At 32.9% G+C, this 14,454-nt stretch carries 17 protein-coding genes; 10 read left to right on the forward strand and 7 right to left on the reverse strand.

Annotation, left to right across the window (positions count from 1 at the left end; translation table 11 throughout):
• Positions 1 to 68: 68 nt before the first annotated feature.
• The gene (ftnA, locus tag CD127_RS04250; protein WP_103365883.1) at positions 69 to 569 is read right to left on the reverse strand and encodes an H-type ferritin FtnA; all 501 of its coding nucleotides are present in this window, start codon (positions 567 to 569) and stop codon (positions 69 to 71) included.
• Between the two features lie 191 nt (positions 570 to 760).
• On the opposite strand from ftnA, the gene murT reads away from it, so the two are divergent.
• The gene (gene murT, locus CD127_RS04255; protein ID WP_103365884.1) at positions 761 to 2,071 is read left to right on the forward strand and encodes a lipid II isoglutaminyl synthase subunit MurT; all 1,311 of its coding nucleotides are present in this window, start codon (positions 761 to 763) and stop codon (positions 2,069 to 2,071) included.
• 2 nt (positions 2,072 to 2,073) lie between these two features.
• Entirely contained in the window at positions 2,074 to 2,793 is a 720-nt protein-coding gene (gene gatD, locus CD127_RS04260) for a lipid II isoglutaminyl synthase subunit GatD (protein WP_103365885.1), read from the forward strand.
• A 143-nt stretch (positions 2,794 to 2,936) separates the two neighbouring features.
• Here the strand turns inward: gatD and CD127_RS04265 are convergent, their stop codons facing one another.
• Complete coding sequence (locus tag CD127_RS04265) at positions 2,937 to 3,947, reverse strand: FUSC family protein (RefSeq protein WP_103365886.1); 1,011 nt, start codon at positions 3,945 to 3,947, stop codon at positions 2,937 to 2,939.
• Between the two features lie 148 nt (positions 3,948 to 4,095).
• Here CD127_RS04265 and map point away from each other — a divergent pair, with 148 nt between their 5' ends.
• Positions 4,096 to 4,848, forward strand: a complete 753-nt coding sequence (gene map / locus CD127_RS04270) for a type I methionyl aminopeptidase (RefSeq protein ID WP_103298581.1) — start codon at positions 4,096 to 4,098, stop codon at positions 4,846 to 4,848.
• A gap of 91 nt (positions 4,849 to 4,939) precedes the next feature.
• Here map and CD127_RS04275 read toward each other — a convergent pair whose 3' ends face one another.
• Positions 4,940 to 5,797 (reverse strand): SDR family oxidoreductase, encoded by an 858-nt coding sequence (locus CD127_RS04275; RefSeq protein ID WP_103365887.1) that lies wholly within the window; start codon positions 5,795 to 5,797, stop codon positions 4,940 to 4,942.
• Between the two features lie 127 nt (positions 5,798 to 5,924).
• Positions 5,925 to 6,938 carry a HoxN/HupN/NixA family nickel/cobalt transporter gene (locus CD127_RS04280; RefSeq protein ID WP_103365888.1) on the reverse strand — a complete coding sequence of 338 codons (1,014 nt, stop codon included), beginning with the start codon at positions 6,936 to 6,938 and terminating at the stop codon, positions 5,925 to 5,927.
• A gap of 234 nt (positions 6,939 to 7,172) precedes the next feature.
• Here CD127_RS04280 and CD127_RS04285 point away from each other — a divergent pair, with 234 nt between their 5' ends.
• From CD127_RS04285 to vraR, 4 genes are read left to right on the forward strand one after another with little or no spacing between them, the layout of a single operon-like run.
• Positions 7,173 to 7,559 (forward strand): hypothetical protein, encoded by a 387-nt coding sequence (locus CD127_RS04285; protein ID WP_103365889.1) that lies wholly within the window; start codon positions 7,173 to 7,175, stop codon positions 7,557 to 7,559.
• A 27-nt stretch (positions 7,560 to 7,586) separates the two neighbouring features.
• Positions 7,587 to 8,288: a cell wall-active antibiotics response protein VraT gene (vraT, locus tag CD127_RS04290; protein WP_103365890.1), complete on the forward strand. Its 702-nt coding sequence runs from the start codon at positions 7,587 to 7,589 to the stop codon at positions 8,286 to 8,288.
• Positions 8,285 to 9,331, forward strand: a complete 1,047-nt coding sequence (gene vraS / locus CD127_RS04295) for a sensor histidine kinase VraS (protein WP_103298576.1) — start codon at positions 8,285 to 8,287, stop codon at positions 9,329 to 9,331. Before vraT ends, vraS begins: the two co-directional genes overlap by 4 nt.
• Positions 9,321 to 9,950 (forward strand): response regulator transcription factor VraR, encoded by a 630-nt coding sequence (vraR, locus tag CD127_RS04300; protein ID WP_103365891.1) that lies wholly within the window; start codon positions 9,321 to 9,323, stop codon positions 9,948 to 9,950. The genes vraS and vraR overlap by 11 nt, the downstream gene beginning before the upstream one ends.
• Before the next feature lie 52 nt (positions 9,951 to 10,002).
• Here vraR and CD127_RS04305 read toward each other — a convergent pair whose 3' ends face one another.
• From CD127_RS04305 to CD127_RS04315, 3 genes are all read right to left on the reverse strand, one after another.
• Positions 10,003 to 11,217: a YihY/virulence factor BrkB family protein gene (locus CD127_RS04305; protein ID WP_103365892.1), complete on the reverse strand. Its 1,215-nt coding sequence runs from the start codon at positions 11,215 to 11,217 to the stop codon at positions 10,003 to 10,005.
• Between the two features lie 93 nt (positions 11,218 to 11,310).
• Positions 11,311 to 11,595 (reverse strand): YtxH domain-containing protein, encoded by a 285-nt coding sequence (locus CD127_RS04310; RefSeq protein WP_103298573.1) that lies wholly within the window; start codon positions 11,593 to 11,595, stop codon positions 11,311 to 11,313.
• A gap of 6 nt (positions 11,596 to 11,601) precedes the next feature.
• Entirely contained in the window at positions 11,602 to 12,066 is a 465-nt protein-coding gene (locus tag CD127_RS04315; RefSeq protein WP_103365893.1) for a low molecular weight protein-tyrosine-phosphatase, read from the reverse strand.
• A gap of 140 nt (positions 12,067 to 12,206) precedes the next feature.
• Between CD127_RS04315 and CD127_RS04320 the strand changes: the two genes are divergently transcribed.
• The 3 genes from CD127_RS04320 to CD127_RS04330 are packed head-to-tail and all read left to right on the forward strand — an operon-like array spanning position 12,207 to position 14,247.
• A complete protein-coding gene (locus CD127_RS04320; RefSeq protein ID WP_103298571.1) occupies positions 12,207 to 12,413 on the forward strand; it encodes a DUF1128 domain-containing protein in 207 nt (68 codons plus the stop codon).
• Positions 12,414 to 12,426: 13 nt separating this feature from the next.
• A complete protein-coding gene (locus CD127_RS04325) occupies positions 12,427 to 13,674 on the forward strand; it encodes an aminopeptidase (protein ID WP_103365894.1) in 1,248 nt (415 codons plus the stop codon).
• A 39-nt stretch (positions 13,675 to 13,713) separates the two neighbouring features.
• Positions 13,714 to 14,247 (forward strand): acyl-CoA thioesterase, encoded by a 534-nt coding sequence (locus CD127_RS04330; RefSeq protein ID WP_103298569.1) that lies wholly within the window; start codon positions 13,714 to 13,716, stop codon positions 14,245 to 14,247.
• Positions 14,248 to 14,454 lie beyond the last annotated feature (207 nt).

The following is a 14,454-nucleotide window of genomic DNA, read 5'->3' on the forward strand; positions in this document are numbered from 1 at the left end:
TACTCCAAACTGTGGGGGAGAGTAATACGGGTTAAATTTATGCATTAATTTTTAAATTAAATTTAAACTTATTCTTCGTTGAATGAACGAGATGCAAGTTCTTTTTCATATAAGTATAATGTGTTGCAATCGTCACCGATACGAGTTAAGTAATCGATGTGAGTTTCAAATGTAGCTTCTTCTTCTACTTGTTCATCTAAGAACCAATTTAAGAATGAAATTGTAGCATAGTCTTTATCTTTTTGAGCAATTTCAGATAAGTTGTAGAAACGACGTGTTACGTCTTGTTCTTGAGCTAAACCATCTTTGAATGTTTCTAAGATAGAGTTGAACTCAGTTTTTGGTGCAGGAATTGCTCTGAATTCCGCACGTTCTCCACGATCATTGATATAGTCATAGATTTTTTTACCGTGGAAGCGTTCTTCTTTAGCTTGTTGGATATAGAAGTTAGCAAATCCTTCGTATGATTTATCATCACAATATGCCGCCATTGCCATATATGCATGTGCTGCGAAATACTCGTGGTTCATTTGGTCATTTAATGCTTCTAATAAGTCTTTACTTAACATAATTAAGTCACCTCAAATAAAAAATTTAGTCATCTCTGTTTGTTCTTTTTGAGTATAACAAATTTATTCTCATTAGTAAATAATAATTATTATAATCTAGAGTGTAGAATATCATTTCTAATTGAGAATGTTTTTTGTTATACCCGTAACGTGTTATAATTATGCGAGTGAATTAAACAAGGAGGAAACTCATGAGACAATGGACTGCAACCCACTTAGCTAAATTGGCCCGTAGAGCAAGTATCGCAGCTGGTAAAAAGGGTACTGACTTACCTGGCCAAATTGCACGTAGAGTGGATCAAAATATATTACGTAAATTAGCCGCACAAGTAGATGATATCGTATTCGTAAGTGGTACGAACGGAAAGACTACCACTTCTAATTTAATAGGTCATACCTTAAAAGCGAATAATATCGATATTATTCATAATAACGAAGGCGCAAACATGGCGGCTGGTATTACATCAGCATTTATTATGCAATCAAATAAAAATACAAAAGTAGCGGTAATTGAAATTGATGAAGGTTCTATTCCGCGTGTATTAAAAGAAGTAACACCAACGATGATGATTTTTACCAACTTTTTCCGAGATCAAATGGACCGTTTCGGTGAAATTGATATTATGGTTAATAACATTGCGAAATCTATTAGTAATAAAGGAATTAAGTTATTACTTAATGCAGATGATCCATTTGTGAGTCGTCTTAAAATCGCTAGTGATACGATTGTTTATTATGGCATGAAAGCACATGCCCATGAATTTGAACAAAGTACCATGAATGAAAGTAAGTACTGTCCTAATTGTGGTAGATTATTAGAATATGATTACATACATTACAATCAAATTGGTCACTATCATTGTACATGTGGTTTCAAACGTGAAACGCCTAAGTATGAAGTGAACACATTTGATGTATCACCATTCTTAAAATTAAATATTAACGATGCACACTTCGATATGAAGATTGCCGGAGATTTCAACGCGTTCAATGCTATCGCCGCGTATTCAGTATTAAGAGAGTTAGGACTTAATGATGAGTCAATTCGCAAAGGCTTTGAAACGTATACTTCTGATAACGGACGTATGCAGTACTTTAAACTAAATGAGAAAGAAGCAATGATTAACTTAGCTAAGAACCCTGCAGGTATGAATGCAAGTTTATCAGTAGGCGAGCAACTTGAAGGTAAGAAAGTTTATGTGATTAGTTTAAATGATAATGCAGCAGATGGTCGTGATACATCATGGATTTATGACGCTGATTTTGAAAAGTTAAGCGAACAAGATATTGAAGCGATTATTGTAACAGGCACACGTGCAGAAGAGTTACAATTACGTTTGAAATTAGCAGAAGTGACAGTTCCTATTGTGCTTGAAAAGGATATTTACAAAGCAACAGTATTAACAATGAATTATAGTGGCTTCACTGTAGCGATTCCAAACTATACATCATTATCACCAATGCTTGAACAACTTAATCGTTCATTTGTAGGAGGGCAATAATTATGAATGAATTAACAGTCTATCACTTTATGTCAGATAAATTGAACTTATATAGTGACATTGGGAATATTATCGCCCTTAAGCAACGTGCTAAAAAACGTAATATCAAATTAAATGTTGTAGAAGTCAATGAAACAGAAGGTGTCACTTTAGATAATTGTGATATCTTCTTTATCGGTGGCGGAAGCGATAGAGAACAAAGTATCGCTACGAAAGAATTAAGTAAGATTAAAACAAAATTAAAAGAAGCGATTGAAGATGGTATGCCAGGCCTTACGATTTGTGGCGGTTACCAATTCTTAGGTACGAAATATATCACGCCAGATGGCACTGAATTAGAAGGTTTAGGTATTTTAGATTTCTATACGGAATCACGTACAGACCGTTTAACTGGAGATATCGTGATTGAAAGCGATACGTTTGGTACCATCGTTGGCTTTGAAAATCATGGTGGCCGTACACATCATAACTTTGGTACATTAGGTCACGTAAAAGTGGGTTATGGCAATAATGATACGGATAAACGTGAAGGTATTCATTATAAAAACTTATTAGGTACATATTTACATGGACCAATTTTACCTAAAAACCATGAGTTAACAGATTACTTATTAGAAAAAGCATGTGAGCGTAAAGGTATTCCTTTCGAACCAAGACAGCTTGATAACACTGAAGAAGAAGCCGCTAAACGTGTCATCATTGAACGTTCAGCTAAAAATTAAATATAAATAAAAAGGCTGAGACAAAATAAAATGTCTCAGCCTTCATTAGCATTATGGCAGTAGCTGACTGATTTGAAAATGCGCTTAAATCAAGCTTTTTTCAAACCTAGTCATCCTTGCCGGGGCGGGACAACGAAATTATTTTAATTTCTGTCCCGCTCCCTTTCTTTGTCTTCAAAGCGAGTATCAAGTATTTTATAAATTAATAAAATTTCATAGATAAGATGACTTTTAATTTGATTTTGATCAAATTCTTCAAGTAATTTAACAGATGATTTTAATGTGGAAGCCGCTTCTCTTTGACGAATGAATTCATCATTTGAAGGGATTTTATTAACACTTTTACTAATTCTAATGATGGCCATTTTTTCATCAGCCGTAAATTTAAGATGAATGTTTTTAGGCAAGTAGATAATATTAGAAAGATGGGTGGCAAATAAACGGTCGCTATATGCACGATTGGAAATATCTTTTAATCGTTTCCATTCTTTCTCTTTATTTTTATGATATCTTAACTCATCTCGTTGGTATCCAATTAACGTCTCTGTTTTAGTATTGAGTCCTACTAATTTATCAAGTAAATCATTGCTCTCATCTGATTGAAATTTGCCTAATAGCAATTCTTGGCATCTGAGCGCGAACAATTTATACATTTTTTGTTCTATAACCGATAAATTATCTTCTATTTGTTGATAATATTTTGGAGGTAAAACGATGAAGTTAACTAATCCTGCAGTGACTAATCCAATTAAAGCGGTTAATAATCTGGAAAAGAAATTAAAGTAGTAGGCATGATGAATACCAGGTATCATCGCCATAGCGGTTAATACTGCCACTGTTGTACCCACTTGTAAGTTTAATTTAGTACACAGTAAAATAGTAAATACCGCAGCAAACGTATACGATAAAGGAGATGTATCTCCAAATATATAAGTGAATATTACTGCAAATAATGCCCCGATTACTGTAGCGGGTAATCTACGGTAACCCTTTTTCAAAGAAGCCTTAGCAGTAGGTTCAATCGTAACAATTGCAGTAAGGGTTGCGAAGATAGGAGTTAGATTTAGCATTAAACAAAATAGGGAGGTCAGAAAGGTTGCTAACCCTGTTTTAATTGTTCTAGCTCCAATAATATGCTTATACCATTTGTTCATGAATCTATAAATCCTCTCGTTGACCGAAAATAATCCTGTATATATATTTAAAAATAATAATTATTAACGTTTTGTTTATCATATTTAGTATATCAAAAAAATTTTGGTATAATAAGGTGTAACAACAATTAAAAAGGAACGGGATAATATGATTGTAAAAACAGATGAAGAATTACAAGCCTTAAAGGAAATAGGTTATATTTGTGCTAAAGTTAGAGATACAATGCAAGAGGCTACTAAACCTGGTATCACAACTAAAGAATTAGACAATATTGCTAAAGAATTATTTGAAGAACATGGTGCTATTTCAGCTCCAATTCATGATGAGAACTTCCCAGGCCAAACTTGCATTAGTGTGAATGAAGAAGTTGCACATGGTATTCCTGGCAAACGTATCATCCGTGAAGGTGACTTAGTAAATATTGATGTTTCTGCTTTGAAGAATGGGTACTATGCTGATACAGGTATTTCATTTGTAGTAGGAGAAGCGGATAATCCATTAAAACAAAAAGTTTGTGATGTTGCTATTATGGCTTTTGAAAATGCAATGTCTAAAATTAAACCGGGCACTAAATTAAGTAATATTGGTAAAGCAGTTCATGCTACAGCTCGCCAAAATGATTTAACGGTTATTAAAAACTTAACAGGCCATGGTGTAGGACAATCATTACATGAAGCACCAAATCATGTTATGAACTACTACGATCCTAAAGATAAAACACTTTTAAAAGAAGGTGTCGTGATTGCAGTAGAACCATTTATTTCTTCTAAAGCAACATTTGTGACAGAAGGTAAAAATGAATGGGCATTTGAAACAAGAGATAAAAGTTTTGTTGCGCAAATCGAACATACAGTTATCGTTACAAAAGATGGCCCAATCTTAACAACTAAAATTGACTAAAACTAAATGATGCAGTGGCGTCATATAAATAAAAGCCCTTAAAAGAGATTAATTGTCTCTTTTGAGGGCTTTAACTATAGGGAAAATATATTTATTTGCCTAATAATTTTTCAACTTGTGCTTGTAATAATTTTCCAGTAGGATCCGCTTCTGTTTTTAAACGTGTAAAGTCTTCAGACCAAGCCGATGTACGGACTCTTACAGGAGGCTCTTCCTTCTCAATCGTATCTACAATAACTTGCGCTACTTCAGCCGATGTTTGAGAAGAACCGGGCCCATAATTTTCTTTTAAACCGCCCATATAAGATTGGAATAATGGAAGATACTCGTCATCTTGAATGCCGCCTGTTGATTCAAGATGAGCCATTAAATTATTAGTGAATTCAGATTGGATGCCTCCAGGTTCAATTACACTAAACTTCACATTAAATTCAGGTTGCACATAACTAGCTAATGCTTCTGTATAGCCTTCAACACCGAATTTAGTTGCACAATAAATTTCATTGAAAGGTTGGCCAACTAAACCACCTACTGATGAAATATTTATAATATGTCCTTGTCGGTGCGTTCTCATTGTAGGTAAGACCGCTTTAGTCATACGCATAACGCCCATCAAATTTAAATTGACTTGCCACATCATTTCTTCATCAGTAGCATGTTCAGTCGTACGCGCAAAGCCGGCACCCGCGTTATTGATAAGCACGTCAATTGTTTCTTCCTCTTTTAAAATATCACTTACTGCATTTTCTATACTATTTACTTTCGTTACATCTAATTCTTTAATAACGATATTTAAATTTTTGTCTTCTGCTGCTTGTTTTAACGCATCTTGTTTATCTAAATTACGCATGGTTGCATATACTTTATAACCTTTTTCTGCTAATAATAAAGCAGTTTCGAAACCTAAACCGGATGATGCACCAGTAATTAAAGCAATCTTATTATTCATTTCATAATCTCCTTTGGCTCAATGTGAAACTAGTATTCACTATAACCCATCGTAAGTCAATTAATCCTTCTTTTAAGGAAAAAAAACACCTTAATGCAATCATGTATTACATCAAGGTGATTATCACTTAAGACCAATGTTCTTCAATTCTGCCAAATTTCCAGATTAACGTTGAAATGAGCCAAGTTACTAAAAATAAAGCCACTAAGATATAGCCTAAATAGTCAAATTGAATCGCTTGTATAAAATTCCAGAATGCACCACTTAAATGGAATTTATCAGCCATAATTTGAAGTAATTCAATCATACCTATAACTAAAGCTGCCACCACTGAAATAGCAGTTATCGTAATATTGTAATAGATTTTACGTATTTGATTGAAAAATGCCCAATTATACGCCGATTTCATAACAATACCATCTAACGTATCAAGTAAGCTCATACCAGACGCAAATAATATTGGTAGAGACAGAATACCTATAATGGAAATAGATTGTTGAGAGGCACCAGAAGATAGGGCAAGTAGAGCAATTTCACTTGCAGTATCAAATCCTAAACCAAATAAGAAACCTAAAGGTAAAACATGCCAACTTCGACTAATTAATTTAAAATAAGGACCTGCAAAGCGTGACACAAATCCTCGTGATTCTAACAAGTTATCTAATTCTTCTTCCTCAATATGTTCATGACGTAGTCTGATAAATAATTTTATTAAAGAAGTTAATATAATTAAATTTAGAACCCCTATAAGAATTAAGAAACAGCCAGAGACAAGCGTACCAATTATGCCTCCAATTTCTTGAAAATGCGGCAATGCATCCTTTGCCCATTTAACCGAAATTCCAAGTAATACCGCCATTAAAAATACAACAGTTGAGTGTCCAATAGAGAAATAGAAACCTACGCCAACAGGTTCACGGCGTTGTTGTAAAAGCTTTCTGACCGTATTATCGATAGCAGCAATATGATCAGCATCGAATGCATGACGCAAACCTAAAGTATAAGCGAGCAAGCCCATACCTAATAAAATATGAAGTTTGCTTCCAGCAATATATAAGAAACTAAAGCCAATAATATGAAGAATAATGACAACTACTATATAAGGGGCCCAACTATATTTGTTGAATTTCTGTTGATACATGACAATGTTCCTCTTTTCAAATAAATATATTTAATTATACGCTAAATAGATTTGAAAATGAAATTAATTTTTTTAGAGATACATAGATAACATTTATTAAATAAGGGGCAATCTAATGCAAGAGAATAATCGGAGTATTGGTACTTAAGTATGAGATAAAGATGGTTCCTAAGCCTATATTAAGTCATAGGTAAAAGCATTATAATTAAGCTTAATCAGGAACGAGGTGGTTCTATGAATTATATAGATTTATACGTACAACATTTTCTAAAAATAATAATTAAACAAAACATCAATGAGTACCGCGCAGCATTAGATAATAAATTAAACAGTATCGAAAGATATATTGCTTATTTAAAAACAAAAAAACTGCAAATGAATAAGTTAATTGACAGTTTAACAGCAACATTAGAAAATAAGTATATTGATATAGCAAATATGTATAATATTAAAAATGCTCAAGAAATTAATAATTGTGAAATTGAAAGTCTAAAAAGACAATTAGATATGTTTGAAGAATATTGCGCTAGAATTGAAGCGGATATTCATCGTTGTGCAAGAGAACGCATAACAACGCAAGGGCAGTGCGATATCATTGAGCAAATAAGCATCGTAGCTTAAAAATTTAAAAGGATAGGGGGCGACAGATTGACTCGTAAGTATATATCAACCGAATTATTAATTATTTTTACAGCTTTAATGATTATAGCGAACTTTTATTATATCTTTTTCGAGAAGATAGGCTACCTATTTGTATTGTTATTAGGATGTATATTAGTTTATGTTGGATACCTTTACTTTCATAAAGTAAGGGGTCTCTTAGCGTTCTGGATAGGTATACTTCTTATCGCTTTTACGTTATTGTCGAATAAATATACCATTATTATTTTGTTTATTTTCTTAGTTATTGTTATTATTAGATACTTAATTTTCAAATTTAAGCCTTTAGAAATAGTGGCGTCTGAAGAGGAAGTAACGTCTCCTCAATTTATTAAACAAAAATGGTTTGGCAAGCAACGTACACCTGTTTATGTGTATAAATGGGAAGATGTACAAATTCAGCATGGTGTGGGAGATATTCACATTGATATGACGAAAGCAGCGAATATCAAAGAGAATAATACAATTGTGGTTAGACATATGTTAGGAAAAGTTCAACTTATTGTTCCTACAAATTACAATATTAACTTACACATGGCAGCTTTTTATGGCTCAGCTAATTTAAATGGCCAATCATATAAAGTGGAAAATAATCATATTCAAGTTGAAGAAAAACCTAAAGAAGAAAACTATAATGTTAATATTTATGTTTCAACATTTATAGGTGATGTTGAGGTGGTTTATAGATGAATCACTACTTAAGAGCTATTGGTTCCATGTTAATTCTTGTGTATAGCATGTTAACCGCGTTCTTATTTATAGATAAGGTATTCGTGAATATAATTTATTTCCAAGGGATGTTTTACACCCAAATATTCGGAATACCCGTGTTCTTATTTTTAAATTTAATCATTATTTTATTATGTATTATCGTTGGTTCTATTTTAGCTTATAAGATTAACCAACAAAATCATTGGATTAAAAGTCAAATTGAACATGCTATCGAGGGTGAAACGGTAGGTATCAATGATCAAAATATCGAACTTTACAATGAAACAATTGATATTTATCAAACGCTCGTACCATTAAATCAAGAGTTACATCGCTTAAGAATTAAAACGCAAAATTTAACCAATGAAAATTATAATATGAATGATGTCAAAGTGAAAAAAATCATTGAAGATGAACGTCAACGTTTAGCGCGTGAATTACACGATTCTGTAAGTCAACAACTTTTCGCAGCTAGCATGATGCTCTCAGCTATTAAAGAAACGAATTTAGAGCCACCACTGGACCAACAAATTCCAGTTCTTGAAAAAATGGTTCAAGAATCTCAGCTAGAGATGCGTGCACTTTTATTACATCTTCGCCCAATTGGCCTTAAAGATAAGTCATTAGGTGAAGGTATTAAAGACTTAGTCATTGATTTACAGAAGAAGGTACCTATGAAAGTGATTCATGATATTGAAGACTTTGAAGTGCCTAAAGGGATTGAAGATCATTTATTTAGAATTACGCAAGAAGCTATTTCTAATACGTTACGCCATTCAAATGGTACAAAAGTAACGGTAGAATTATTCAATAAAGAAGATTATTTATTATTGCGAATTCAAGATAATGGGAAAGGCTTTAATGTTGATGAAAAGCTAGAACAAAGCTATGGATTAAAAAATATGCGAGAACGGGCGTTAGAAATTGGAGCTACATTCCATATTGTTTCCTTACCAGATGCAGGAACAAGAATTGAAGTGAAAGCACCATTACATAAGGAGGATGATTTGTATGGCGATTAAAGTACTATTTGTGGATGATCACGAAATGGTTAGAATTGGTATTTCTAGTTATTTATCAACTCAAGAAGATATTGAAGTCGTGGGGGAAGGCGCATCAGGAAAAGATGCCATTGCTAAAGCACACGAATTACAACCAGATTTAATCTTAATGGATTTACTTATGGATGATATGGATGGTGTTGAAGCTACGACTCAAATTAAGAAAGACTTACCTCACATTAAAGTAGTGATGCTTACAAGCTTTATTGAAGACAAAGAAGTATATAGAGCGTTAGATGCTGGGGTAGATAGCTATATTTTAAAAACAACGAGCGCAAGCGATATAGCTGAAGCGGTACGTAAAACATATCATGGTGAATCTGTATTTGAACCAGAAGTCTTAGTTAAAATGCGCAATAGAATGAAAAAAAGAGCAGAATTGTATGAAATGCTAACTGAACGTGAAATGGAAATTTTATTATTGATTGCAAAAGGGTATTCAAACCAAGAAATTGCAAGTGCGTCTCACATTACAATTAAAACGGTTAAAACACACGTAAGTAATATCTTGAGTAAATTAGAAGTACAAGATAGAACCCAAGCTGTTATCTATGCTTTCCAACACAATTTAATTCAATAATACAGAAAAAAGGTCAAGACGAAAGAGTGTCTTGACCTTTTTTTATTACTTATTATTTATTTTTATTGTCGTCATCATCATGACTGAATTTATCTTTAATTTTATCAGTAATTGATTCTTTTTCATCTTTTTTATTATCAGGATCTTTATCTACTTTATAATCTTCATCTCGTCCAGCAGGTGTTTGTTTATATTGATATGTTGTGTCTTCGTTGTAATGATTTTGATTATTATCATCATGTTTTAATGCTGCTTCTTCTGGTGATAGTCCTTTGATTACTTTTCTTTGGTGAATGATAGCATTAATTTCTGCACCTACAAGAATAATAAAGCTAGTTAAATAAATCCAAATTAATAAAATGATAATACCTGCGATACTACCATAAGTTTTAGAATAATTACCAAAGTTTGAAATATAGAAACCAAATGCAAATGAACCAATTAACCAAATAACTGACGTGAAAACAGCACCTGGTAACACAGATTTAAATTTTGTTTTAACATTTGGAGCTACTGAGTAAAGAATAGTGAATAAAATTAAAATGATTATAAATGGTAATACAACTTGAATTAAATTAAATATCCATTTCACTTCGTCATCTAAACCTAAAGGTCCAAATAAGAAATCAGCAATCACTGAACCCATAGTAGGTAATGTCATAGCTGCTAAAAAGACAACGCCTAATACGACAGTGAATACCACACTTAAGACTTTTAATAAAATACCATTTCTACTATCTTCAACGTCGTAAGCAACATTGAAAGAGTTCATAATAGCTGTCATACCGTTAGAAGCTGACCAAATTGCTAAGATCAAACCAACAGAAAGTAAGCCGCCACTAGAGTTTTTAGTGACATCTGAAATAACGCCTTTAATTATTGTAGACGTTTCTGCTGGGGCATTACTTAATAAATCGGTAATTTGTTTTTGGTCTAAATTAAATAATGGTAAAAGTGTTAATAAAAAGATAAGCATAGGGAATAAAGCTAAAACAAAATGGTATGTCATTTGTGCAGCTAATCCTGCAGCGTCATCTTTTCCGATACGATAAATTAAATAAGAGAAAAAATTAGAATCTTTAGTGTATTTGGCAGGTTTGTTCAATCTAGAAACAAAGAAAACTTGGTTGTCTTTTTTAGGTTCCTTAGATTGGAATTCTTGAGGTTCAACATATGTACGATCAACCTTAATCTTATCTTTCTTCTCATTCTCTTTATCTTTAATAGAATTAAGATAGTTCGAATTTGATTGATTTTGATTAGACATAACAATCTCCTTTGTACATTAAACAATTATTAAATTTTTAAAACTAAAGGCAAAATTTCTTTGAGGAAAAGGAATTTTGCCTTTAAATATCAATTATTTGCCGATACGATTATTTTTACGATTTACAAACGTATCTTTAGCATCTCTAATTGATCTTTCTAACTCTGGATTGTTACGGCGAATTTCTTCGATTGTATCTTTCCAGTATAGAACTTCATCTTTAATAGAACTAATTTTAGAAGGTTTACGAGAACGATTGCCTTCTTTAATATCTTTAAAAGATTGAATTAATGAGTTACGTGTTGATTTGTCAGCTAATGTAGCTGCGCCACCAACAACAGCACCAATAATAATGCCAGGAATTAATTTGTTTTCCATTTTAAATTACCCCTCTTTCAAATTTGCATCTTTAACGATGAAATCGATTAAATTGTCACAAGATGATTGTACCATTTCATACACATCTTCGAAATTGTTTGTGTAATAAGGATCAGGTACATCACTCTCTTCCATGTTACTAAATTCCAGCAATTTGAACAATTGTCCTTTAAGATTAGGATTAATCGACTTGATATTATTTACATTACTTTGATCCATTGCAATGATGTAATCAAAGTCATCATTCGGTTCAAAAAGCTCACTAATCATACCATCGAAGGGTACATTATGACGTTTTAGAATATCTTGGGTACCCTCATGAGGAGGTTCACCTAAATTCCAACGACCTGTACCTCTTGAATGAACATTTATACCAGAAATACCGCGATCTTTTAAACGCTGACGCATAATTGCTTCAGCCATAGGAGAACGACAAATATTTCCTAGACAGACAAAAGCTACATCTATCAATATACATACCTCCAAACTATAATATAAAACCATTTTATAGTTAATTTAAACATTTAGAAAGTAATAAATTTGCCAAATTCTATAAAAGTTTATTAAATATTCATACTTTGATAGAATATTGAAATAAAGAGGTGAAGAATATGGCACAAAATAATGAAGAAATGATTAAAGATATTAGAAAGAAATTAAACATAGTTAATCAAGGTTTATTGAATCCTGATAAATTTAAAGAGGCAAACACTCAAGATATTGAAGAAATTCATAGTTTTGTAATGTCTAAAGAGTCATTTTCACCGAGTGAAGTTACAGCGATAGCAGATGAATTAGGCAATTTACGTCAAGACTAAGGAGGAAGTTCGAATGACAACATTGAGTTATGAAGAGAAATTACAACAATACGCAGAATTATTAGTAAAAGTAGGGATGAACGTTCAACCTGAACAACCTGTTTTTATTAGATCATCTGTAGATGCAATAGAGTTAACACGTTTAATTGTTGAAGAATCTTATAAAGCAGGTGCATCAGATGTCAGAGTGGTGTATGGTGACCCTACGCTAAGTCGCCTAAAATTTGAATACGAGTCTGTAGAGACTTTTGAAAATTCACCAGTAAAATCATATGATGTTGAAGAACGCATGGATTATGCGAACCGAGGCGCTGCTAATTTAGCGTTACTTACCGAAGATCCTGATTTATTAAATGGGATAGATTCTAAAAAATTAAAAGCGTCTCAAATGAAATACGCTCAAGCATTTAAAGGTTATATGGAAGGTAGCCAGAAAAATAAATTCCCTTGGGTAGTTGCCGCATTTCCTTCTAAACCATGGGCTAAACGCGTTTACCCTGAACTTTCAGAAGAAGAAGCATTTGAAAAATTTGTAGACGAAGTATTTGATATCGTGCGCATTGATGGTAATGATCCAGTTGAAAATTGGAAAAAACATGTTGAAAACCTAAGTGTGCATGCGAATAAACTTCAAGAGAAAAATTATAAAGCATTACATTATCTATCTGAAGGAACAGATTTAGTAGTAGGCTTACCAGAAGGGCATATTTGGGAAGATGCTACAAGTTATGTTAATGGCGATCAACAACCTTTCATCGCGAATATTCCTACTGAAGAAGTGTTCACAGCGCCAGACCGCAATAATGTAAATGGTTATGTAACGAATAAGCTTCCATTAAGTTACAATGGTACTATTATTGACGGTTTTACATTAACTTTCAAAGATGGTGTTATCGTTGATTTTAAAGCTGAAAAAGGTGAAGACGTATTAAGAGACTTAATTGAGACAGATGAAGGCTCTAAACGTTTAGGCGAAGTAGCACTTGTGCCAGATGATTCACCGATTTCTAACCGTAATACTATTTTCTACAATACTTTATTTGATGAGAATGCATCATGTCATTTAGCTATTGGCTCAGCATACGGTTTCAACGTTAAAGGTGGCACAGAAATGACTACTGAAGAGAAGATTGCTAGCGGATTAAATGATTCAAATACACACGTAGACTTCATGATAGGTAGTTCAGATTTAACGATTTACGGCATCCTTCATGATGGCAGTAAAGAATTAGTTTTTGAAAATGGGAACTGGGCCCAATAACATACTAGAAAGATAGATTATATAAAAGGGGTAGTCAAAATGTCACAACAGCAAGTTGAGAAAAAATCAATGTCTGAGTCAAAAAGTATAAAAGCCAAACAAGTCTTTCCACAAGACACAAACCATCATCACACAATGTTTGGTGGTTCTTTAATGGCTAATATAGATGAAATTGCTGCAATTACTGCAATGAAACATGCGAATGCGCAAGTAGTAACAGCATCTACAGATTCAGTTGATTTCTTAAGACCAATTAAAACAGGCGATATTACATCATATGAAGCAATGGTAAGTTATGCAGGTACAAGTTCAATGGAAATCTGCGTACAAATTATTATTGAAGATGTTTTAAATAAAGAAAGACACTTAGCTGCATTAAGCTTTTTAACATTTGTAGCATTAGATGACGATGGTAAACCTGTACAAGTACCAAAGGTTTATCCAGAAACTAAAGTAGAAAAATGGTTCTACGAAAGTGCACCTAAACGCGTTCAACGTAGAAAAGATAGACGCGAAGAAAGTAAAAGTACATTAGATTTCCTTTCAAACGCACAAAATATCGAAGAAGTATAAAGAAGAGCCTGGGACATTATTAAATGTCACAGGCTCATTTCACATTTGGCAGTAGCTAACTGAATTGAAAATGCGCTTATATCAAGCTTTTTCAATTCTAGTTATCCTTGACTGGCGGGCGGGGCCCCAACATAGAGACTTTCGAAAAGAAAGTATACAAACAAAGCAAGTTGGGGATACAACGAAATTATTTTAATTTCTGTCCCG

This window comes from Staphylococcus petrasii (assembly GCF_002902565.1).
GTDB lineage: Bacteria > Bacillota > Bacilli > Staphylococcales > Staphylococcaceae > Staphylococcus > Staphylococcus petrasii.